The 19,929-nt window shown below is 68.0% G+C and carries 21 protein-coding genes; 13 read left to right on the top strand and 8 right to left on the bottom strand.

Features of this window, described 5'->3' with window-relative positions; genetic code table 11:
- Nucleotides 1-17 precede the first annotated feature (17 nt).
- From thpR to ACQW02_RS03270, 6 genes are all read left to right on the top strand, one after another.
- The gene (thpR, locus tag ACQW02_RS03295) at nt 18-554 is read left to right on the top strand and encodes an RNA 2',3'-cyclic phosphodiesterase (protein ID WP_431283854.1); all 537 of its coding nucleotides are present in this window, start codon (nt 18-20) and stop codon (nt 552-554) included.
- A 27-nt stretch (nt 555-581) separates the two neighbouring features.
- A complete protein-coding gene (locus tag ACQW02_RS03290) occupies nt 582-935 on the top strand; it encodes a hypothetical protein (RefSeq protein ID WP_431283853.1) in 354 nt (117 codons plus the stop codon).
- A 46-nt stretch (nt 936-981) separates the two neighbouring features.
- Complete coding sequence (locus tag ACQW02_RS03285) at nt 982-1,455, top strand: copper chaperone PCu(A)C (protein ID WP_431283852.1); 474 nt, start codon at nt 982-984, stop codon at nt 1,453-1,455.
- Nucleotides 1,456-1,519: 64 nt separating this feature from the next.
- Complete coding sequence (gene radC, locus ACQW02_RS03280; RefSeq protein ID WP_431283851.1) at nt 1,520-2,269, top strand: RadC family protein; 750 nt, start codon at nt 1,520-1,522, stop codon at nt 2,267-2,269.
- Between the two features lie 64 nt (nt 2,270-2,333).
- Complete coding sequence (locus ACQW02_RS03275; protein WP_431283850.1) at nt 2,334-3,233, top strand: S1C family serine protease; 900 nt, start codon at nt 2,334-2,336, stop codon at nt 3,231-3,233.
- A gap of 120 nt (nt 3,234-3,353) precedes the next feature.
- Nucleotides 3,354-3,908, top strand: coding sequence for a hypothetical protein (locus tag ACQW02_RS03270; protein ID WP_431283849.1), 555 nt, complete (start codon nt 3,354-3,356; stop codon nt 3,906-3,908).
- A 251-nt stretch (nt 3,909-4,159) separates the two neighbouring features.
- Here the strand turns inward: ACQW02_RS03270 and ACQW02_RS03265 are convergent, their stop codons facing one another.
- On the bottom strand, nt 4,160-4,552 hold the full coding sequence (locus ACQW02_RS03265; protein WP_431283848.1) for a RidA family protein: 393 nt from the start codon (nt 4,550-4,552) through the stop codon (nt 4,160-4,162).
- A 195-nt stretch (nt 4,553-4,747) separates the two neighbouring features.
- Between ACQW02_RS03265 and ACQW02_RS03260 the strand changes: the two genes are divergently transcribed.
- The 4 genes from ACQW02_RS03260 to ACQW02_RS03245 are packed head-to-tail and all read left to right on the top strand — an operon-like array spanning nt 4,748 to nt 8,693.
- Nucleotides 4,748-5,821, top strand: coding sequence for a TRAP transporter substrate-binding protein (locus tag ACQW02_RS03260; protein WP_431283847.1), 1,074 nt, complete (start codon nt 4,748-4,750; stop codon nt 5,819-5,821).
- 15 nt (nt 5,822-5,836) lie between these two features.
- Nucleotides 5,837-6,442, top strand: a complete 606-nt coding sequence (locus ACQW02_RS03255; RefSeq protein WP_431283846.1) for a TRAP transporter small permease subunit — start codon at nt 5,837-5,839, stop codon at nt 6,440-6,442.
- A complete protein-coding gene (locus ACQW02_RS03250) occupies nt 6,439-7,797 on the top strand; it encodes a TRAP transporter large permease (RefSeq protein ID WP_431283845.1) in 1,359 nt (452 codons plus the stop codon). Before ACQW02_RS03255 ends, ACQW02_RS03250 begins: the two co-directional genes overlap by 4 nt.
- Nucleotides 7,785-8,693: a polysaccharide deacetylase family protein gene (locus ACQW02_RS03245; RefSeq protein ID WP_431283844.1), complete on the top strand. Its 909-nt coding sequence runs from the start codon at nt 7,785-7,787 to the stop codon at nt 8,691-8,693. The genes ACQW02_RS03250 and ACQW02_RS03245 overlap by 13 nt, the downstream gene beginning before the upstream one ends.
- Before the next feature lie 93 nt (nt 8,694-8,786).
- Here ACQW02_RS03245 and ACQW02_RS03240 read toward each other — a convergent pair whose 3' ends face one another.
- The 3 genes from ACQW02_RS03240 to ACQW02_RS03230 form a co-directional block, all read right to left on the bottom strand.
- Complete coding sequence (locus ACQW02_RS03240; RefSeq protein ID WP_431283843.1) at nt 8,787-10,013, bottom strand: hypothetical protein; 1,227 nt, start codon at nt 10,011-10,013, stop codon at nt 8,787-8,789.
- Nucleotides 10,014-10,019: 6 nt separating this feature from the next.
- Nucleotides 10,020-10,589: a hypothetical protein gene (locus tag ACQW02_RS03235; RefSeq protein ID WP_431283842.1), complete on the bottom strand. Its 570-nt coding sequence runs from the start codon at nt 10,587-10,589 to the stop codon at nt 10,020-10,022.
- Nucleotides 10,590-10,652: 63 nt separating this feature from the next.
- Nucleotides 10,653-12,275: an ABC transporter substrate-binding protein gene (locus ACQW02_RS03230; protein WP_431283841.1), complete on the bottom strand. Its 1,623-nt coding sequence runs from the start codon at nt 12,273-12,275 to the stop codon at nt 10,653-10,655.
- Between the two features lie 207 nt (nt 12,276-12,482).
- Between ACQW02_RS03230 and ACQW02_RS03225 the strand changes: the two genes are divergently transcribed.
- Nucleotides 12,483-13,496 carry a Rieske 2Fe-2S domain-containing protein gene (locus tag ACQW02_RS03225; protein WP_431283840.1) on the top strand — a complete coding sequence of 338 codons (1,014 nt, stop codon included), beginning with the start codon at nt 12,483-12,485 and terminating at the stop codon, nt 13,494-13,496.
- Nucleotides 13,493-14,509: an ABC transporter substrate-binding protein gene (locus tag ACQW02_RS03220; RefSeq protein WP_431283839.1), complete on the top strand. Its 1,017-nt coding sequence runs from the start codon at nt 13,493-13,495 to the stop codon at nt 14,507-14,509. Before ACQW02_RS03225 ends, ACQW02_RS03220 begins: the two co-directional genes overlap by 4 nt.
- A 44-nt stretch (nt 14,510-14,553) precedes the next feature.
- On the opposite strand, the gene ACQW02_RS03215 is transcribed toward ACQW02_RS03220, so the two are convergent.
- Genes ACQW02_RS03215 through ACQW02_RS03200 form a run of 4 tightly spaced genes read right to left on the bottom strand, consistent with a single transcriptional unit; the run spans nt 14,554 to nt 18,809 of the window.
- Nucleotides 14,554-14,871, bottom strand: coding sequence for a DUF4387 domain-containing protein (locus ACQW02_RS03215; protein ID WP_431283838.1), 318 nt, complete (start codon nt 14,869-14,871; stop codon nt 14,554-14,556).
- 1 nt (nt 14,872) lies between these two features.
- Nucleotides 14,873-16,234, bottom strand: a complete 1,362-nt coding sequence (locus ACQW02_RS03210) for an acyclic terpene utilization AtuA family protein (protein WP_431283837.1) — start codon at nt 16,232-16,234, stop codon at nt 14,873-14,875.
- Nucleotides 16,231-17,214, bottom strand: a complete 984-nt coding sequence (locus tag ACQW02_RS03205; RefSeq protein ID WP_431283836.1) for a Bug family tripartite tricarboxylate transporter substrate binding protein — start codon at nt 17,212-17,214, stop codon at nt 16,231-16,233. The genes ACQW02_RS03210 and ACQW02_RS03205 overlap by 4 nt, the downstream gene beginning before the upstream one ends.
- A gap of 23 nt (nt 17,215-17,237) precedes the next feature.
- Complete coding sequence (locus tag ACQW02_RS03200) at nt 17,238-18,809, bottom strand: LLM class flavin-dependent oxidoreductase (RefSeq protein WP_431283835.1); 1,572 nt, start codon at nt 18,807-18,809, stop codon at nt 17,238-17,240.
- Between ACQW02_RS03200 and ACQW02_RS03195 the strand changes: the two genes are divergently transcribed.
- A complete protein-coding gene (locus tag ACQW02_RS03195) occupies nt 18,785-19,804 on the top strand; it encodes a LacI family DNA-binding transcriptional regulator (RefSeq protein WP_431283834.1) in 1,020 nt (339 codons plus the stop codon). The two genes, ACQW02_RS03200 and ACQW02_RS03195, sit on opposite strands and share 25 nt — an antisense overlap.
- Nucleotides 19,805-19,929: the final 125 nt, after the last annotated feature.

The following is a 19,929-nucleotide window of genomic DNA, read 5'->3' as shown; positions in this document are numbered from 1 at the left end:
GAGAAGGACGACCGCCGATGCTCCGTCTGTTCGTTGCCCTCGAACTGCCCGCCATGCTGCGTGCCCAATTGGCCGCCTTGCAGACCGGCATCCCCGGTGCCCGCTGGGTGCCGCCGGAAAATTACCACCTGACCCTGCGCTTCATCGGCGAGATCGAGAACTGGCAGGCCGAGGAGGTGGACCTGGCCCTGGCCAATATCCGCACCCGGGGCTTCGACCTGACCCTGCGCGGCATCGGATTGTTCGAAAAGGCCGGGCGCATCCAGGCGATGTATGTCGCGGTGGAACGATCCGATGCGCTGACGCATCTGCGCAGCAAGATCGAAACCGCCCTGCAGCGCTGCGGCCTGGCGCCGGACCGCAAGCGCTTCGCCCCCCATGTCACCATCGCGCGGACCGACCGGGCGGCACCGGAGAAACTGGCGGGCTTCGTCCAGGCGCATAACCTGTTCCGGGCGCCGCCGGTGCCGGTCGGGGCCTTTACCCTGTATTCCTCGCGGCTGGGCAAGGAAGCCTCGGTCTATGAGGCCGAGGTCGCCTACGAGTTGGCGTAGCCGCCGCGCGGGGCTAGACGGGCGGTGATGCGCCGTCCCCCTGCCCTGCTGGCCTGGTTGCTGGTCGCCCTGCTGTCCTGGCAGTCGGCGACGGCGGCGGCGCATTGCCTGGGTGCCGCCGCGGCCAATGCCACGCTGGAAATCTGCGGCGTGGACGGGATGCGGCAGATGCCGCTGAACCCCGACATGGCGCCGCATGTCGAAAGCATCTGCGCCGTCTGCCATGTGTTGCCGGCGGTGGCCCTGCCCGCCCCGGACACGCTGCCGGTGCCGGTGCTGTGGGGCCAGGCGGCGCCGATGGCGCTGGCCGCGGTCGCGACCCTGCGCCCTGGCGCGCGGGCGCCGCCCTATCCACCGACGGGACCACCCATCCTCCTCTGACGCGACACCAAAAGCCCCACGCATCGGATTGAGGATTCTTATTGCCATGTTGATTCGTCGCGCGCTGATCGCCAGCGCCCTTGCCCTGCCCTTCGTTGCCCAGACCGCCCGCGCGCATGACTATACCGTGGGCGACATCGCCATCGGCCATCCCTGGAGCCGCGCGGCCGTCGCCGGCGGCACCGGCGCGGGGTTCATGACCCTGCGCAGCACGGGCGCGGGCGATCGCCTGCTCTCCGCCAGCAGCCCCGCCGCCCGGACGGTGGAGTTGCACACCGCGATCCGCGACGGCGAGGTGATGCGGATGCGCCCCGTCACCGACATTCCGGTCGCGGCCGGGCAGAGCGTGACCCTGGCCCCCGGGGGCTTCCACATCATGCTGATCGGGCTGACCCAGCCGATGGCGGCGGGGTCGCGCGTGCCGCTGACCCTGCGCTTCGAACGCGGTGGCGAGGTGACGGTGGAACTGGCGGTGGAACGCGCCGGCGCGCCGGCGGCGGCGGGCGCCCACCAGCATTAGCCGCGCGGGGGGTGACGGCATCGCCGCCCCCCCCTAGCCTTCCTCCATCCAGGACATGAGGGCGATGGCAGGCAAGCGACGCGGTCTGGCGGAAGCCTCCCAGGCGTTCCTCGTGATGGATGCCCCCCAGGTCTCGGAAGCCCCGCCCGGCCCCGATGGCCATCGCGACCGCATGCGCGGGCGCTTGCTGACCAGCGGGCCGGACAGCCTGCAAGACTACGAAATGCTGGAGATGCTGCTGTTCCTGGCGATCCCGCGGCGCGACACCAAGCCGATCGCCAAGGCGCTGCTGGCGCGCTTCGGGTCCTTCGCCGCCGTGATGGCCGCCGAGCCGCGCCACCTGAAGGAGGCCGACCACGTCGGCGACAGCGCGGTCGCGGCGCTGAAACTGGTGCAGGGTGCAGCGCTGCGGATGATGCGGGAGGAAGTGCGCGCCCAGCCCGTGCTGAACAACTGGCAGCGGCTGATCGACTATCTGTCGGCGGCTCTGGCCCGGGAAACCGTCGAACAATTCCGCATCCTGTTCCTGGACGCGAAGAACCGGCTGCTGGCGGATGAGGCCCAGGCCCGCGGCACGGTGAACCACACGCCGGTCTATCCGCGCGAAGTGGTCAAGCGCGCGCTGGAGGTGCAGGCGACCGCGCTGATCCTGGTGCACAACCACCCATCGGGCGACCCCACCCCCTCCCGCGCCGATATCGAGATGACGGCCGAGATCAAGTCGGCCGCCGCCGTGCTCGGCATCGTCGTGCATGACCATTTGATCATCGGCAACGGCCGGCACCTGTCCTTCCGGCGCGAAGGGCTGTTGTGATCGTGAAAGGTCTTGCGCAAACGCGCCGTTGACCCCGAAGGCCGCGGGGTCGCAGGCTGCGGGAATGCGCCACTCCCCCCTGATCGCCGCCGCCATCTGCCTCCTGCTCGTCCCCGCCGCCTTCGCGCAGCAGGGCAAGCCCGCCGCCCCAAGCCAGCAGGCGCTGCCGGGCAAGCCGGGCGCCGCCCCCCCGCAGGCCGCAGCGCCGCGTGCACCGGCCCCGCCGCCCCAGGCCACCCTGCCCGGCAAGCCCGGCGCCACCCCGCCGCAGGCCCAGGCCGCCCTGCCCGGCAAGCCGCGCGCCCTGGCCCCGGGCGAAATCCCGCCCTATGCGCGCCAGGTGTCGAGTGGCACCGGCTTCGTCATCGCCGATCGCCGCGTGATGACCAACCATCACGTCGTCCAGGGCTGCACCGGCGTGCGCCTGCGCACCACCGGCGGGCGCGACATCGACGCGCGGGTGCTGCGCACCGATGAGGAGCGCGACCTGGCGCTGCTATCCGTCGAGGCCGAGATCGGCCCGGCCCTCGCCTTCCGCAGCGGCCCCGAGGTGCGGCGGGGTGAGGCGGTGGTGACCTATGGCTTCCCGTTGGCCGGGTTGCTGTCGTCGGGGCCGACGCTGACGACCGGCGATGTCTCGGCGCTGGCCGGGCTGTCGGACAATGCGCGGCACTACCAGATCTCGGCGCCGGTGCAGCCGGGCAATTCCGGCGGGCCGGTGATGGACCTGGCCGGCAATGTCGTCGGCATCGTGGTGTCGAAACTGAACGCGCAGCGCATCGCCCAGCGCACCGGCGACATCCCGCAGAACGTGAACTTCGCCGTGAAATCGACGGAAGCCCTGGACTGGCTGCGCGGATCGGATGTGGAACCGCGCGTCGCCGCCACCGGCCCGCTGCTTTCCCCGGCCGAGGTGGGTGAGATGGCGCATGCGTCGACCGTTTTCGTGCGCTGCCTGCGGTAACGCGGATTTTTCTGGCGCGCCCCGGGGGCATTGTCGTTCTGTTCAGTTAAAGGCCTCGACACTGCGCTATGGGGCACCCCGCCCCGCACCAAGCTGGCACAGGGCCTGGAGAAGCGTCGCATGTCACAACATACCCCACACTTGGCAGGCTGCGCCTGCTGCGCGGATTACCTGATCCCGCGTTTTGGCCGGCGCCTATTCATCGCAGCGGCGGGTGCCGCCGGGCTGGTGGCGGGCCTGCCCCGGCCAGCGGCGGCCCAAGGCGGATATGATGCGATGGTCCTGACCTGCATCGACCCGCGCTTTCCGGCACCGACCATGGCCTGGGCGCAGCAGCAGAACCTTGTGGGCCGGTACAGCCAATTCGCCTTCGCCGGATCCGCCATCGGCGTCGTCGCCCCGGCGTTCCAGGCCTGGCACCGCACGTTCTGGGACAACCTGGGCGCCTCGATCCAATTGCACGGGATCCCCAAGGTCATCGCGATCAACCATCGCGACTGCGGTGCCGCGAAGATCGCCTACGGCGCCGCCCGCGTCGCGGATCGGCAGGTCGAGACGGTGACGCATCTCGCATCACTCGAAACCTTCCGCGCCCAGGTGCGCCAGCGGCATCCGACCATGCTGGTCGACACCGGACTGATGGACCTGGACGGGTCGATCGAGATGTTTGGCTGAAGGGTTAGGGCGGTCTGTGGAAGGGGCTATTCGCCCCCTCCACGCCTCCCCCAACCAGGGGCCGCCGCCCCTGGACCGACGAGGTGTTTTGGCCAAGGCATGGGAGGGGCGTCAGAGGCGGTCCAGCGCCGCTGGCGTGACATTCCCCTCCCATGCCTTGGCCAAATGCCGCGGGTTCCAAGGGCCCGCCGGCCCTTGGTAGGGGGAGTGTGAGGGGGACGAAGTCCCTCTCACAGAACCGCCCTCACCCCCTACGCATCCGGCCCCAGCCAGGCGATCACGTCGAATTCGACCAGGAGTTCCGGCATGCCCATGCTGCCGGTGACGGTCGCGCGGCTCGGCAGGCTGTCGCCGAAGAAGAACTCCCGATAGACCTCGTTCATCCCGGCGAAGTATCGCATGTCGGTCAGGTAAATCATGACGCGCGCGACGTCGTCCATGCTGCCGCCGGCGGCTTCGAGCAGGTGTTTGAGGTTGGTCAGGGCCTGTCGGGTTTGGGCGCGGATGTCGCCGACGCCGACGATTTTGCCTTGCACGTCCAGCGACACGGTGGCGGCGTAGAAGTGCCCGCCGGCGACTGTCGCCTGTGCATGTGGGTTGGTCGGCGTCACGACCAGTGGCGAGAACACGGTCTTCTTCGGCATCGGCGATCCCTTGGGTTGTGGCCGCGAAGACTGCGTTGCCGGCGTGATCGCGGCAACCATGCGTCGCCGCGCGCCAACCTGCCGATGCTTTGGGCAAAGCCGGGATGGCGGGCGCGGGCGGCGCCGAGGATTCGGGTGGCAGCGCGCAAAGCCGCGTGCCAGCCTCAAGACCTCATCACATCCGGAGAGCCTCGCATGGCCCGTCTGCACCACCTCGCCCTCGCCGCCGGCCTCGCGGTCCTGGCCGCCGTGCCTGGCCAGGCACAGGATCTTGCGGCCGGGCCGCGCGTCGCGATGACCGCGGTCACCCAGCCCGGGCCGACCTTGCCGCAATACACCCAGGTGGACATGCCGCTGCTGCGCGATGGTTTTGGCACGCGCAGCGGTGGGCGCGTCGCGGTGACCCTGCAGTCCTGGCCGGAACGCGGCGTCGGTGGGCCGGAGGTCATTCGCCTGGTGCGTTCGGGGCAGGTCGAGATTGGCGGCGCGACGCTGGGCGTCGTGTCGGGTGACGTGCCGATGCTGGATGCGCTGGACCTGGCGGGGCTGAACCCGACCCTGGAGCAGGCGCGCCGCGTGGCCGATGCGATGACGCCTGTGCTGAACCGCGATCTTGAGCGCGTCGGCGTGCGGATGCTCGCGGTCTATCCGTTCCCGGCGCAGGTGTTCTTCTGCCGCCGCCCGGTGACGGGCATGGCGTCGATGCGCGGGTTGCGGGTGCGGACCAACGGGCCGTCGGTCGCCGATTTCGTGCAGGCCTATGGCGCGCAGGCCGCGGCCATCGCCTTCCCCGAGGTCTATTCCGCGCTGGAACGCGGCACGGTCGATTGCGCCATCACCGGCACCGGCACGGCCAATGGCGTGAAGTGGTGGGAAGTCACCACGCATATGTACACCCTGCCCTCGACCTGGAGCCTGTCGGGCTACTTCGTGAACCTGGCCTGGTGGAACCGCCAGACGCCGGAGGTTCGCGCCTTCCTTGAAGACGGCTTCAAGCGTGTCGCCGATGCGCAATGGGAATTGGGCGCGGTCGCGACGCAGGATGGCATCGATTGCAACCTGGGCCTGGCCGACAAGTGCCGCATCCATACGGTGGTGCCCGAGGCGCGGCGCATGATCGAGGTGGTGCCGAGCCAGGCCGATCTGGACAGCATCAAGACGACCTTCCGCGACACCGTGCTGCCGGCCTGGGTGCGGCGCTGCGGCGCGCGTTGCGGCGAGGTCTACAATGAGGTGATCGCGCCCATCAGCGGGGTTCGGGCCCAGTAATTGGACTCCAGCAAGTTGGAGCCAACGGCCCTCGGCCCGCTACGTCGGGTCGCGGACCGGTTGGCGCTGGGGTTGATGCTGCTGGGGGGCGCGTTGTTCCTGGCGGCGACCCTGCTGATCACCGGCGATGTGATCGCGCGGAACTTCTTCGGATTTTCCACGCGGTCCACCATCGAACTCTCGGGCTATGCGCTGGCGATTGGCATTTCCTGGTCGTTGGCGGGGGTGCTGGCGCGGCGGGCGCATATCCGCGTGGACCTGCTGGTGCGGAAACTGCCGCCGAAGCCGCGCGCCTATGCGCATCTGCTGGCCTTCTGCCTGCTGACGGTCTTTGCCGGTTACCTCGGCTACGGCGCCTGGATGCTGGTGGACGAGAGCCTGATGTTCAATGCGACGGATATCTCCGCACTGCGGGCGCCGTTGTGGATTCCGCAGGCGCTGTGGGCGGGGGGGATGTTCTTCTTCCTGCTCTGCGTGCTGCTGCGGACCTTGGACATCCTGCTGCTGACCTTGGCCGGGCGCTACGACGATGTCGAAACCGTCGCCGGCGCACGCAATGACATGGATGAAGCGGAGGAAACCCTGGAAGCCATCGGCGCGCGTGAGGCTTTGCGGCGATGATCGCAATCGTATTCATTTTTGCTGTCGTCGGCGCCTTTGGCTACGCGACCTTCATGGGTGCCGGCCCCGCGCATTTGCCCTGGGCCGAGGCCATCATGCTGATTGGCCTCTTCCTGGGCTTCTTCGGCGCGGGGGTGCATGTCGGCGCGGCGCTAGGGTGTTTGGGGCTGGTCGCGGGGTTCCTGCTGTCGGACCGGCCCTTCTGGCTCTACATCGGCCAGACCTTGTGGACGACGAACACCAATTTCGTGCTGGTGTCGGTGCCGCTGTTCCTGCTGATGGGCGAAGTCATGCTGCGCGCGGGCCTGTCCAATCGGCTGTATTCCGCGATGGGCGTCTGGCTGAACCGATTTCCGGGGGGGTTGCTGCACACCAACATCGCCTCCTGCGCCGTGTTCTCCGCGATCAGTGGATCATCGGTCGCGACGGCCGCGACGATGGGATCGGTGGCGCTGCCGTATTTCCGCGACACGCATCACAACCCGCGGATGGTGTTGGGATCGCTGGCGGCGGGTGGTGCGCTGGGCAACCTGATCCCGCCGGGGATCACCTTCATCGTCTATGCGCTGATCACCGAGACCTCGGTCGGGGCCTTGTATGTCGCGGCGATCGGGCCGGCGCTGCTGGTCGTGGTGTTGTTCACCTTGGTGATCCTGGTGCATGGCTGGCGCCATCCCGCACCACCCGGGCCGCGCGCGACGACGGCCCAAAAATGGCAATCGCTGCTGGACCTCATCCCGACCCTGCTGCTGATGGGGCTGGTGCTGGGCACGATCTACACGGGTGTCGCGACGCCCACGGAAAGTGCTGCCTTCGGCGTGGTTGGCGCGTTGGCGCTGGGGGCCTGGGAACGCAAGCTGTCATGGCCGCTGTTGCGCGACAGCCTGTCGGGGACGGCGCTGGCGACGTCGATGATCGGGCTGATCTTGTTGGGCGCCTATCTGCTGAACTTCGTGCTGGCCTCGGTCGGCGTGCCGCAGGCGCTGGCGCAGGCGGTGGGCGGGCTGCCGTTTCCGCCCTGGGTGCTCATGCTGTTCATCATCGGCTTCTACATCGCGCTGGGCACCTTCATGGAGGGCTTCTCCATGATCGTGACCACCATCCCGGTGATCTTCCCCCTGGTGAAGGCGCTGGGCTACGACCCCATCTGGTTCGGCGTGATCGTGACCATGCTGGTGGAGATCGCGATGATCTCGCCGCCTGACGGCACCATCCTCTATGTGTTGCAGGGCATGCGACAGCCGCCCGGGCCGATCGAGGATGTCTTTGCCGGCGTGATGCCCTTCCTTGCCGTCTATATCCTGGCGGTGCTGTTGTTGCTCTGGCATCCGGGGATTGCGCTATGGCTGGTGTGATCCGCGACCGCCGGGGCTATGCCAATGCCCGCCCTGATCCGGCCTGGCCGAACGGCGCCCGCGTCGCGGTGAACTTCGCCATCAATATCGAGGAAGGCAGCGAATACTGCGCCGAGAATGGCGACCCCATCACCGACTGGTCGCTGAGCGAGGCCGTGGGCATCGATGTCGGCATCACAGGCCGCGATCTGGCCGCGGAATCCATGTATGACTACGGCAGCCGCGTCGGCATCTGGCGCCTGCTGCGCGTCTTCGCTGACAGGGACATGCCTTTCACCGCCTTCGCCTGCGCCCAGGCCCTGGAAAAAACCCCAGAGATCGCCCGCGCCATCGCCGATAGCGGTGCCGACCTGTGCTGCCACGGTTGGCGCTGGGTGAAGCACTGGACGCTGACTGAATCCGAGGAACGCGACCACATCGCCCGCGCCGTCGAAAGCCTGAAGCGCACCGTCGGCGCTGCGCCCACCGGCTGGACCTGCCGCTATGGGCCATCGGTGAACACGCGCCGCCTGTTGGTGGAGCACGGCGGGTTTCTGTACGACAGCGACGCCTATGATGACGAACTGCCGTATTGGACGCGCGTGTCAGACCAGCCGCACCTGATCGTGCCGTATTCGCTGGTCACCAACGACTGCAAGCTGGCGCCGGGCACCATCAACACCGCCGGCGAATTCTTCACGCTGCTGCGCGATGCTTTCGACTGGCTGCATGCGGAGGGCAAGCATCAGCCTGGCATGATGTCCATCGGTGTGCATCCGCGCATGATCGGCCATGCCGCGCGCATCGGCGGGCTGGCGCGCTTCCTGGACCATGTGGCGGCGCATGGCGACAGCGTATGGGTCACCGGCCGGGAGGCGATTGCCCGGCATTGGATGGCGCGGTTTCCGGCACCCTAGCCCGCGATGCGTTCGCATTCGCTCACGCATCACGGTCTAGCTTGTTGTTTTGTCGCGTGATTCAGCCCTGCGGCGCGTTCGCGCCTACGGCCATCACGCTCTAGCCACCAGCCGGTGCAGCACCCCCTGCGCCCAGCGGGCCATCGCGTCATTGGCTTCGCGATCGAAGCGCCGGCGCGTCTGCGCGCGTAGCGCCAGATTGGCCATGGCGACGCGCACGGCGGCCTCGGCCGCGTTCAATCCGATGGCGCCGACCCGGTCGTTGAAACGAATGACGCTGCTCAACAGCGGCGCCGGCAGCGCGCCGAAACCCATGGGGTCGGCGAGCACCGTGACCTCGTCCAACCCCGTTTCGTCCAGCGCCGCCAGGGCCGCGTCATGCACCTCGCCGCCGGTTTCGCCACGCAGATGCACGTCGCGCGCGGTGCCGAGCCAGTCGCCCGCGCCGGGCAGGCCGGTCAGTTCCTCGGCCAGCGCCTGTGCCGCCGCCAGCGCATCGGCCGCGGGCTCCGCGCGCAGCCGGTCGAGCAGCGGTAGCACCGCAGCACCTGGGTGTTCGTAGCGCATGGCCAAGGCCGTGGCGGGCAGGAGCCATGGCGCGACCGGCCCATCGAAGCGCGTCTGGGCTGCTGTCAGCAGGGCGCTGTAATCGGCATCCAGAAGCGCATTGGCGGCGACGAAATGCGCTTCCAGCCGGGCGCCATCCAGCAGCACTTCCGGCCCCTCCAGCGACGCCGCCGTCACCGCGGCGGTGAAGGCGACCGCGGCGCCTTCCACCACATGCCCATCGGCCAGCCCGCCTTCCCGCGGCAGCCACATCTCCGCACGGATACCGTCCAGCGCCGCGAAGAGCCCGGGCAGCACCGCCGCCGCCAGCGACGGGTCGCCGCCGGTATCGCGCGACGCGCGGGCGATGGCGCGGTTGTTCGTCAGCGCCACATCGACGACCCGTTCCAGCCGCCCGATATCGACGCGCCGGCGCAAGAAGCCGGGGGCCCAGCCGAGCAGGGTCCGCACCGCCAGCCAAACCGGGTTGTCGCGCAGGTCGCGCCAGGCGGCGGCGTTCACCCGGTCGATGACGGCGCGGCGGATCGCCTCCGCACGGGTCAGCCCGTAGCCGCTGCAGACCGTTTGCAGGTGGTGGTAGGTTTCATGGTTGATCGCCTCGATCAGCTCGCGCGTCGCACCGCCGGTGAAGGCGGCGGAATCGCCGTTCACCACCAGCACGCCGAAGGCGGCCTCGTATTGCGCCTGGATGTCGGGCGGGAGGAATTGCGGCTGGGGGCCGAGGCTCAACCCATCCAGGATCGCGTCGGACATCGCCGCCTAGACCCCACGCGCGCGCCAGAAACCCTGGGTGTCGGCGGCGGCCAGGGCGACGACATGGCCGTCGCGGGTCTCGACCTCCTTCAGGCTCAGCAGCACGCCTTCCAGCATGGTCTCGGGCACGGCGCCGGCGCCATCGGCGGCGGCCAGGGGTGCGAGGACCGCGACCGGGCATGGCCCATGGGTTTGCAGCAGACCGACCACCCGCAACTGGCGCGGGGTCAGCAGCGCGCCCTTGCGCCACAGGGTCCAGGCCAGGGTCGCGACGGCGGTGATGGCCGGCACGATGGCGGGCCAGGCGATGCCGGCACTCGCGGCCAGGGTGGCGAGGCCCGTGGCGGCCGAACCGATGGTCTCGATCACCGGCAGATCATCGTCGCGGATGACGTAGCGCCCGATCCGCAGGTTCAGCGCGGTCTGGCCGGGCAAGGCGGGTGTGGCGCGGAAGGCTTCCTCACCCATCGCGACCCCGGCGGCGAGCACAGAAGCGACATCGGCCGGCGTATCTGCGCCCAGATGGTCGCCGATGGCGGCGCGGAACGCCGTCGCATCATCCAGCGTGATGGCCATGACCTGCCCCCCGTCGATACGCCAGAGACTAGCGCGGACGGGGGCCAGGGCCAGACGAAATCGCTACCCGACGGTGACGGGCCCCAGGTCCTGGAACCAGTTGCGCGCCTGGACAAAGCCCCGCACCTGCGCCCGCATCGCGCGCGGGTTCAGGTCATGGGCCACGAAGAGGAACAGCGCCTCGTTCACGATCTTCTCGTGCGCCTGTTTCACCACGGCATCGAGGGCCGCGGGGTCGAAGGCGACGCGCATCTGCTGGAACAGCGCATCCATCGCCGGGTCCTCGTAGTGGCCCCAGTTGGTGCCGCGCGGCGACTGCAGGCTGCTGTCCAGATGGCGGATCAGCGCCGTGAAGGGGTCCTGGCTGAAGTAGGAGTTGTTGTGCGCCGTGGCCCCGCGCGAGGCGGGATCGCGCGCCCCGGCGCGCCAGGCGGTGGTCAGCACGTTCCAGTCGGTGACTTCGAATTCGACATTGATGCCGACTTCGCGCAGCCCTTGCTGGATCGCCTCGTTCATCGGGATCGGCTGCATCATGCCGCTGCCGGACGACGGGATCAGCACCTTCGTCCGGATCGGGTTGCGCGGTGAGAAGCCGGCGGCGGCGAGGAGGCGGCGCGCTTCGGCCGGGTCGTGCCGCACGCGGAAGCTTGGGGTGCCGAACCAGGGGCTGGTGGCGGTCACCAGGCCCAGCGCCGGCTGCATCGTGCCGCCCAGCAGGCCCGCGATCCCGTCGCGGTCGATCGCGAGGTTGGCCGCCTGGCGGACGCGGATGTCGCGCCAGGGCGAACCCTCCATCATGGAAAAGTGCCAGATCCAGACATGCGGGTATTCGTTGGTCACGATCTTAAACCCGGCGCGTTCCAGCGAGGGGATGACGTCGGGCGGCGGTGCCTCGATCCAATCGACCTGGTTGGCGCGCAGGGCGGCGGCGCGGGTATTGGCTTCCGGCATCGGCAGCAGGATCACGCGTTCGGTCTTGGGCCGGCGTGCGGGGTTCCAATAGGCGGTGTTGGGCACCAGCACGGCGCGTTCGCGCGGGTTGTATTCCGTCAGCTTGAACGGGCCAGTGCCGGAGGGTGCGTTGAGGAAGGCATCCCAGTTGCGCCCGACCTTCTCCCATTGCGCCGGGGAGGACATGACGATCCAGGCGATGCCGTAGGGCAGCAGGGCATCATCCTCACGCGTGATCACCGCGACCGTCATGGGGTCGATCACCTCGGCCCGCAGCACGGTCGGGATGCGGGAGCGGCCTTGTGCGGCCTGGCGCGGGTCGAACTGCGGCTTGGACTGGTCCAGCAGTTTTTCGATGTTCCAGACGACGGCGGCGGCATCGAAGGCGCTGCCGTCGTGGAAGGTGACGCCGGGGCGGAGTTTGAAGATCCAGCGCTTGGTATCGGCGGGATCGACGGACCATTCGGTCGCGAGGTTCGGCGCCAGGCGCGACGGCGCGTCCGAGCGCGACAGGTCCCAGAAGACCAGGCTGTCGAACAGCGTGTAGCCGATGAAGCGCTGGCCCTCGCCGCCCTGGTCGGTCTGGCCGTTCGGCAGCGGAATGGCGGAGGCGGTCATGGCGATCCGCAGGGTGCCGCCGGCCGGTGCCTGCGCCAGGGCGAGGTCGGCGGGGACGAAGAACGCGCCGGCGCCAAGGGCGGCGGTGCGGAGCAGGTGGCGGCGGTCGATGGTCATGGGGCCTCCCAGCGGATCACGCCGGAAACCTAGACGGCGCCACGCCCGCGGCGGCGCCGGGGTTCGCCTATTTTCGCGTCACCACGCCGGAAATTGCCAAAAACCCGGCAAATCCGGCGGCCGATGGCGCGAATTCTGCGCAGATCGCGCCGCCGGTGGCGCCGCGTGGCCGATAGCATCGGGTGAATTTTTGGGAACCCGCCCGCCATGAAGATCGCCGACGCCCCGGTTTTCCGTCGCTTCTGGTATCCGGCGATGCCGGTCGATGCCCTGAAGGATGGGCCAAAAGCCTTCAGCCTGTTCGGTGAGGACATGGTGATCTGGCAGGCGGCGGATGGCACGGTGTCGGCGTTGGTCGATGAATGCTGCCATCGATCCGTAAAGCTCTCGCTGGGCGAGACGCGTGATTCCAGCCTGATCTGTCCCTATCACGGCTGGGAATACGATGTGGCCGGCAAGGTCACCCTGATCCCGCAGCGCCCCGACGTGCCCCCGCCAGCCGGCGCGCGCGTAAAGGCCTATCACGCCGCCGCCCGCTACGGCTTCGTCTGGGTCGCGGTCGAGGATCCGCTGACCGGCATCCCCGACCTGCCGGAGGCCGAGGCACCCGGCTACCGCCTGATCCAGGAGTTCCACGAGGCCTGGGACATGAGCACCTTCCGCCTGGTCGACAACTGGTTCGACCTGGCCCACGTCGCCTTCGTGCACCGCGAGACGCAAGGCGACACCAGCCGCCCGGTGCCGCCGCATGAGGATATCGAGGAATTCGACTTTGGGCTGATCAGCCGGGCGAGCGTCGTCATCGCCAATCGTGCCGCGGGCCAGGAATATACCGGCATCGCCGAGGCGACGACCGTGCGCACCCGCGTCGCGACCTGGTGGGCGCCGAATTGCCGCAAGCTGCACATCACCTACCCGAATGGGTTGCAGCACATCATCTTCACCGCGGCGACGCCGCTCGGCGACAAGCGGCTGCTGTTCACGCAATTCTGCATCAGGAACGACCGCGAGGAAGACATCCCCGCGGAAAAAGCCATCGCCTTCGATCGCCGCGTGACGACCGAGGACAAGGACATCCTGGAACACACCCGCGCCGATGTGCCGATCATGCCGGGCGAGACGCCGGAACAAGGCATGCCGACCGATCGCGCGGGAAACCTCGCGCGGAAAAAACTGCGCCAGATCATCGAAACCTATAGCCCCGCGATGGAGCCCGCATGATGCAGATCGCCCGACGTTCGGTTTTGCTCGCCGCCCCGTTCCTTGGGATCGGCGCCGCCCAGGCGCAAGCGCGGACCTGCCGCTTCACCTTGGACTGGACCCTGAGCGGATCATCCGCCTTCGCATTGGCCGCGCGGCAACAAGGGTATTTTACGCAGGAAGGCATCGATATCCGCATCTCGCGCGGGTTTGGCTCGGGCAGGGTGCCGGTGGACCTGGCGGCGGGGACCTATGACGTCGGCTTCGGCGATTTCAATTCCATGGCGAAGTTCGTCGCGGAAAACCCGGCCTCGGGGCTGGTCGCGGTGCTGATGGTGTTCGACGGGCTGCCACTGGTGGCTGTGTCCAAGCAGGGCGGCGGCATCGCCACGCCAAAAGACCTGGAAGGCAAGCGCATCGCCGCCCCCGAAGGCGACGCCGGGCGCCAGATTTTCCCGGTGTTTGCCGCCGCCGCGGGGTTTGACGCGCGAACGGTGAACTGGATCAGCGTCTCGCCGGAACTGCGCGAACCGATGCTGGTGCGCGGACAGGCCGATGCGATCACCGGCTTCATCTCCTCGGCCACCATCAGCCTGAAGGGCTTGGGGATGCCGCTCGATCAGCAGGTGATCATGCGCTACCGCGACTTTGGCGTGCCGCTCTATTCCAACGCGGTGATGACGACCCGGCGCTATGCCGAAGCGAACCCGGATATCCTGCGCGGCGTCGTCCGCGCCATCGCCCGTGGCACGCGATTCATGGTGGCCAATCCAGCCGCCGCCGTCGCCGCGGTGAAGGAGGCCGAGCCCCTGGTCGATACCGCGCTGGAAACCGAACGCGCGCAGTTGGTGGTCAACGAGATGATCATGACCGACCACGTCCGCGCCCACGGCCTGTCCGCCGTGGACCCTGCGCGCATGACCCGCAGCCTGGAAATCCTGGAACGCGTCTACGCCTTCCCGCGCCGCCCGGCACTGACGGAGGTCTATACCGACGCCTACCTGCCGGCGGCGACGGATCGCGCGATGGCGTGAAGGTTGCGCCATGGAAGGGGCTTCGCCCCCCTCAAGGCACCGCCCTACGCGTTCAGCGGGATATCCACATCCAGCAGCGGCGCGTGCTGCTGCGCGCCATAGACGTCGGTGTCGCCAAAGTCGCCGGCCGGCACCAGGCGCGGCAGTGTCGCCTTGAAGGCCGAGGCGGTGTCGTAGGGGGTGAAGAGGACGTCTTCTTCCGCCACGCCGTAGAGCTTGGCGAAGAGTGCCGCGTTCAGCGTGCCGGTCGCCTTCACGCGGCGGTACAGCGCCGCATCCTCGAACAGCACGTCGATGGTCACGTAGAACGGGCCTGCATTCTTGCTTTTGCAGACCTGCGCGATGTCACGGATCAGGGCCATGTCAGACGGTCTCGTATTCGATGGGGAATGGCGCGCAGGGATCGTCCACCGCCATGGTGTGGAAGACGCTGAAGCGATACTGCGGTCCGAGGGCGATGTCCGACGGCGAGAAGGGGAAGGCCATGTTGCCTTCCTTGCACAACCGCCCCGGGAAGTCCGCGTGCAGCATGCTGGTGCGTGCCATCGCCAGCACCGCGTTCGCGATGTCCTGGGTATCGGCCACGACCTCGACGACGAAGCCCAGCTCATGGCCCATCGGCTTGGGCGTCGGCTCCCACCCGGCCATGACGCCATCGCGCCCATAGACGCGCAGCCCCATGCGATAGGCCGAGGGCGGCACGCCAAAGTCGGCGGCCTTCATCGCCACCTTGTTGCGATGCGTCTCCAGGTAGGAGTCGATCTGGCTGATCAGCACCGGGTCGCGCGTGCCGCAGATGCTGATGGCGCGATAGCCGGCGCGCTCCACGCCTTCCAGCTTCACGGTATAGGTCGCGGCCGGCACCCAGGTCATGCCGGAGACCTTCACCGCGCGATCGGACACAGCCTCGAACACCACATCGGAGGTATCGAGCATGCCGCCCGGTTCGGTGTGATGGATCGGGCTGGCGTTCTCATGCAGCGCGAAGTTCGACACCGACAGCGGCGTGCAGCGGCGGATGGGGTTCGGCGGTTCGCAGATCAGGTGATCGTCGCGCAAAGTGACCAGCAGGCAGTCGGGTTCCTTCGGCACCGAAGGCTCGGCGCCGCATTCCAGCATCTTGCCGGCATACCAGGCGACGGCGGGCGGAATGCCGCCGCGGATCGCGACCGCGGCCCATTGCGCGGGATCGCTGCTGCGGCCGCAGAGGATGACCTGCGCGCCGCCATCCAGCGCGCGGGCGATCGGTTCCGGCCCCATCATCGCGACGATGCGTTCGGCGCGGTTGATCGTGGCGGCATCGAGCGGCGGCAGCTTGGCCAGCGCCCGCATGCGCCCGGCGTTGACCGCCTCGATCAGGGTCGCCTTGTCGGTTTCCGAATGGATCAGCGCCATGCGGAAGGAGAGTTGTTCCTCGCGGGCGATTTCGCGCACCAGGGCGGCGGTGTCCTGCAAATGCGGCTCACCGCCGGCGCCGCCGGAGGTGCCGATGATGCAGGGGATCTTTGCCGCCATGGCGGCCAGCAGCATCAGCTTCAGGTCGCGCTTGACCGAAAGCCGCGAACAGAAGGACGTCCCGGCGCCCAGGTAATGCGGTCCCGGATCGGTGCTGCCACCATCCGCGCCGATGGCATGGGGCTTGCGCTCCATGCCGATGCGCAGCGATTCCTCGGCATAGCCGTAGCCGAGGATCCCGCTGGTCGAGAGCATGCGGATTTCGGTCATGGCTGGCGCTCGATCAGACCTTCGGCCTGCGCCCTGGCCCAGCGTTCGTCGTCGGCCCGCATCAGGGCCATGAGTTGGTCGAGATCCATTGGCGAAAACTCATTGGCAAGGGTTGCGTAGCGGGCCTGCATCGCAGGGGTGACGATGTATTCGTTGATCGCCGTGTTCAGCGCGACGGCGATCGGGCGCGGCAGCCTGGCCGGCCCGAACAACCCGAACCAGCCGATGAAATCGGCGCCCGTGACACCGGATTCGGTGATGGTCGGCACATTCGGCAGGAAGGGCGAACGCTCCGGCGAGGAGACGCCGATCAGCTTGACCTGGCCCGACGCCGCCATGGGGGCAGCCGTCGCCGGGCTGCCCCAAGCGACCGGCAGATGCCCCGCCGACAGATCGGCCAGGTAGGCGCCGCTGCCGCGATAGGGGACTTCGTTGATCTCGATCCCCGCGGCCCGTGCGAATTGCCTGGCGGCGAAGGAGGATTGCGCGTCCGACGTGCCCTGGGCCATGCCGCCCGGCTGCTTCTTCGCCTCCGCGATCAGCCCCGCGATATCGGTGAAGGGCGCGCGGGCGCTGGCCATCATCACCAGCGGGTAGCGTGCCATCAGCGAGATCGGGGTGAAATCGGTCACGGGATCATAGGGCAAGGGCCCGAGGCGCCGTGCCATGATATGCGTGCTGGTCTGCGCGCCGAAGGTGTAGCCATCGGGCTCTGCCCGCGACACGACCTGGGTGCCGACGATGCCATTGGCGCCGGCGCGGTTTTCGACCACGAATTGCTTGCCGAACTTGTTGGTCATCCCCTCGGCGATCAGCCGCGTGGTCACGTCGGTGCCGCCGCCCGGGGCATAAGGCACGATGAAGCGCACGGGGCGGGAGGGCCAGACATCACCCTGGGCCCGCGCGACGGCCGGCATGGCCAGGGCCGCGACCAGCGTGGCACGGCGTGATATGGCGCGCATTGGCGTCCTGTCGGTCATTTTTCTTATTTCTCCCTTGGTCTTCAACGGTGCCAGTCACGCGCGCCCGGCCGCGGCAGGCCGAGGTTTTCGCGCAAAGTCGTGCCGGCGTAATCCTTGTGATACAGGCCGCGGCGCTGCAGTTCGGGCACCACGAAACGGGTGAAATCCTCGAACGCGCCGGGGGTATGGGTCGCGGCCAGCACGAAGCCGTCGCAGGCGCGGGCGGTGAACCATTCTTCCATCTGGTCCGCGACATCGGTCGGCGTGCCGCAGAAGATCGGGAACTCCTTGATCGTGCCGCGGCCGGAGAAATGCACGAAATCGCGCACCGTCGGGTTCGGCTTGCCGCTGAGCATCACCACCCTTTCGCGGAAACCGGTCCAGGAAATGCGGGCCAGTTCCTCGTCGGTGAATTCGCTGTCCAGGTCCTTGGCCGCGAAGTCGAAGTTCAGGGCTTCGGACAGCAGCACCAGCGCATCGATCGGCTTGGACAGTTCCAGCAGTGCGTCGCGCTTGCCCTCCGCGATGGCGCGGGTTTCGCCGACGCAGACGTAGCAGGCCGGGGCGACGGCGACCTGGTCCGGGTCGCGCCCCGATTCCGCCACCGCGGCCTTCAGGTCGGCATACTGCTTCTGGCCGGCGGCGATGTTCGGATAGACGACGAAGATCAATTCGCCCCAGCGGCCCGCGAAACGCCGCCCACGGCCGCTCTGCCCGGCCTGGATCAGCACGGGATGCCCCTGGGAGGAACGCGGCACCGACAGCGGCCCGCGGGATTTGAAGTATTTGCCCTCGTGCTTCAGCGCATGGACCTTGGCGCCATCGGCGAAGCGGCCGCTGGCCTTGTCGGCGATCAGGGCGCCGTCTTCCCAGGAATCCCAGTGGCCCATGACCACTTCCACGAATTCATCGGCGCGGTCGTAGCGCACGTCATGCGGCAGGTGCCCGTCGCGGCCGAAGTTCGCCGCTTCTGAATCATTCAGCGAGGTGACGATGTTCCAGGCGGCCCGGCCATTGGTCATCAGGTCGAGCGTCGCGAACAACCGCGCGACGTGGAAGGGCTCGTAGTAGGTCGTCGAATAGGTTGCCCCGAGACCAATACGGCTGGTCGCGCAACCAATGGCAGTCAAAATGGAAATGGGGTCCATTTTGACAACACGAATACCGTTCTCCACCGCTTCACGATGGTCATTGCCGAAAATATCCGGCATGGCCAGCCGGTCATCGAAGAAAGCAAGATGAAATTTGCCCTCTTCAAGGACGCGGCCGATCCGCTGAAAATAGGCGGGGGTGAGAAAATCAAGTGCATTGGCTGGATGGCGCCAGGAACTTGGGGAAATCGAGCAGTTCTGCGCCTGCATGAACCCAACCATGGTCATCTGGCGGGTGCGAGGTTCACTCATTCGCTTACGTTTCCTTGGACTATCCCTCGCCAGGAAACTATTGGCTTGTCGCGCCCAGGTCCAGAGGAATTGCGCAAGCGTTGGCATAAATTTTTTGACCAATGAAACCGCATGCTTTGTGCGCCGCAGCATTTGCGCGACAGCAGGCTTTGCACCGCCACACGGCGCCATGATAGGCAGGCGCCATGGATCTCCCGCCCGGCCGGTCACGATCGACGATCATCACCCTGTCGCGGCAGGCTGGCGTGTCGGCCTCCACCGTCGCCCGCGCGTTGAAAGGCGATCCGCGCATCTCCATCGCGACGCGCGCGCGCATCACCGCCCTGGCCAAGGATGCTGGCTACACGCCGAACGCCCTGGCGCGCACCCTCGCCTCAGGCCGCAGCGGCCTGCTGGGCCTGGTGCTGGGATCGCGGAGCAACCCGATCTACGCGGTGCTGCTGGAGGAAATCGTGACCCAGGCCGAGGCCCGTGGCCTGCGCGCCCTGATCCTGCACGCCGGCACCGGCCCGATCGAGGACCGCACGGCCGAGGCCCTGCTGCATTACCAGGTCGATGGCTGCCTGGTCACCTCGGCCGACATGTCATCGCGCGCCGCGGCGATCTGCGCCGCCAACGGTGTGCCGGTGGTGATGATCAACCGCGTGCCGCGCCTGCACGCCAGCACCGTGTCCTGCGACAATACCGAGGGCGGGCGCCAGATCGCCGCACATTTGCTGGCCGGCGGCCATCGCCGCGCCGCCATCATCCATACCGGCGGCGCCAGTTCGAACGGCATCGACCGCGACCGCGGATTTTCCGAAGTCTTCACCGCCGCCGGCGGCGAGATCGTGATGCGCTTCGACGGACGCTCGATCTACGAAGGCGGGTATGAGGCCGGATTGCAGATCGCCGCCATGCCCGCCGATACCCGCCCCGACTGCGTCTTCGCCGTCAGCGACATCATCGCCATGGGCGTGATGGATGCCGTGCGGCAGCAAGGACTGCGCGTGCCACTGGATATCTCGGTCGCCGGCTTCGACTGCATCCCCGATGCAGCGCGCCCGGTCTATGACATCACAAGTTTCGACCAGCGCATCGTCGCCATGGTCACGCGCGGACTGGACCTGCTGGTGCAACGCATCGCCGATCCGGGCGGCGAGGATGAAGCGGTGCTGCTGCACGGCACACTGGTGCCGCGCAGTTCGACACGGGCGGTGGTGTAGCAGGTCGGAGAGGTTGCGCTTTGAAAGGGGCTTCGCCCCTCTCAAGCTCTCCCCAGCAAGGCGCCGTGGCCCCTGGTTGGGGGAGGCGTGGAGGGGGCGAACAGCCCCTTCCACGGCGCAACCTC

Source organism: Humitalea sp. 24SJ18S-53, from assembly GCF_050632385.1.
In the GTDB taxonomy this organism is placed as follows: Bacteria; Pseudomonadota; Alphaproteobacteria; order Acetobacterales; family Acetobacteraceae; genus Humitalea.
Note: the sequence above shows the minus strand (reverse complement) of the source record. Positions and strands in the feature narration are given on the sequence as shown.

What these genes read in the sequence shown, in the direction of transcription:
- thpR (WP_431283854.1), top strand. Translation starts at nt 18, where the DNA reads ATGCTCCGTCTGTTCGTTGCCCTCGAACTGCCCGCCATGCTGCGTGCC.
- ACQW02_RS03290 (WP_431283853.1), top strand. Translation starts at nt 582, where the DNA reads ATGCGCCGTCCCCCTGCCCTGCTGGCCTGGTTGCTGGTCGCCCTGCTG.
- ACQW02_RS03285 (WP_431283852.1), top strand. Translation starts at nt 982, where the DNA reads ATGTTGATTCGTCGCGCGCTGATCGCCAGCGCCCTTGCCCTGCCCTTC.
- radC (WP_431283851.1), top strand. Translation starts at nt 1,520, where the DNA reads ATGGCAGGCAAGCGACGCGGTCTGGCGGAAGCCTCCCAGGCGTTCCTC.
- ACQW02_RS03275 (WP_431283850.1), top strand. Translation starts at nt 2,334, where the DNA reads ATGCGCCACTCCCCCCTGATCGCCGCCGCCATCTGCCTCCTGCTCGTC.
- ACQW02_RS03270 (WP_431283849.1), top strand. Translation starts at nt 3,354, where the DNA reads ATGTCACAACATACCCCACACTTGGCAGGCTGCGCCTGCTGCGCGGAT.
- ACQW02_RS03265 (WP_431283848.1), bottom strand. Translation starts at nt 4,552, where the DNA reads ATGCCGAAGAAGACCGTGTTCTCGCCACTGGTCGTGACGCCGACCAAC.
- ACQW02_RS03260 (WP_431283847.1), top strand. Translation starts at nt 4,748, where the DNA reads ATGGCCCGTCTGCACCACCTCGCCCTCGCCGCCGGCCTCGCGGTCCTG.
- ACQW02_RS03250 (WP_431283845.1), top strand. Translation starts at nt 6,439, where the DNA reads ATGATCGCAATCGTATTCATTTTTGCTGTCGTCGGCGCCTTTGGCTAC.
- ACQW02_RS03245 (WP_431283844.1), top strand. Translation starts at nt 7,785, where the DNA reads ATGGCTGGTGTGATCCGCGACCGCCGGGGCTATGCCAATGCCCGCCCT.
- ACQW02_RS03240 (WP_431283843.1), bottom strand. Translation starts at nt 10,013, where the DNA reads ATGTCCGACGCGATCCTGGATGGGTTGAGCCTCGGCCCCCAGCCGCAA.
- ACQW02_RS03235 (WP_431283842.1), bottom strand. Translation starts at nt 10,589, where the DNA reads ATGGCCATCACGCTGGATGATGCGACGGCGTTCCGCGCCGCCATCGGC.
- ACQW02_RS03230 (WP_431283841.1), bottom strand. Translation starts at nt 12,275, where the DNA reads ATGACCATCGACCGCCGCCACCTGCTCCGCACCGCCGCCCTTGGCGCC.
- ACQW02_RS03225 (WP_431283840.1), top strand. Translation starts at nt 12,483, where the DNA reads ATGAAGATCGCCGACGCCCCGGTTTTCCGTCGCTTCTGGTATCCGGCG.
- ACQW02_RS03220 (WP_431283839.1), top strand. Translation starts at nt 13,493, where the DNA reads ATGATGCAGATCGCCCGACGTTCGGTTTTGCTCGCCGCCCCGTTCCTT.
- ACQW02_RS03215 (WP_431283838.1), bottom strand. Translation starts at nt 14,871, where the DNA reads ATGGCCCTGATCCGTGACATCGCGCAGGTCTGCAAAAGCAAGAATGCA.
- ACQW02_RS03210 (WP_431283837.1), bottom strand. Translation starts at nt 16,234, where the DNA reads ATGACCGAAATCCGCATGCTCTCGACCAGCGGGATCCTCGGCTACGGC.
- ACQW02_RS03205 (WP_431283836.1), bottom strand. Translation starts at nt 17,214, where the DNA reads ATGACCGACAGGACGCCAATGCGCGCCATATCACGCCGTGCCACGCTG.
- ACQW02_RS03195 (WP_431283834.1), top strand. Translation starts at nt 18,785, where the DNA reads ATGGATCTCCCGCCCGGCCGGTCACGATCGACGATCATCACCCTGTCG.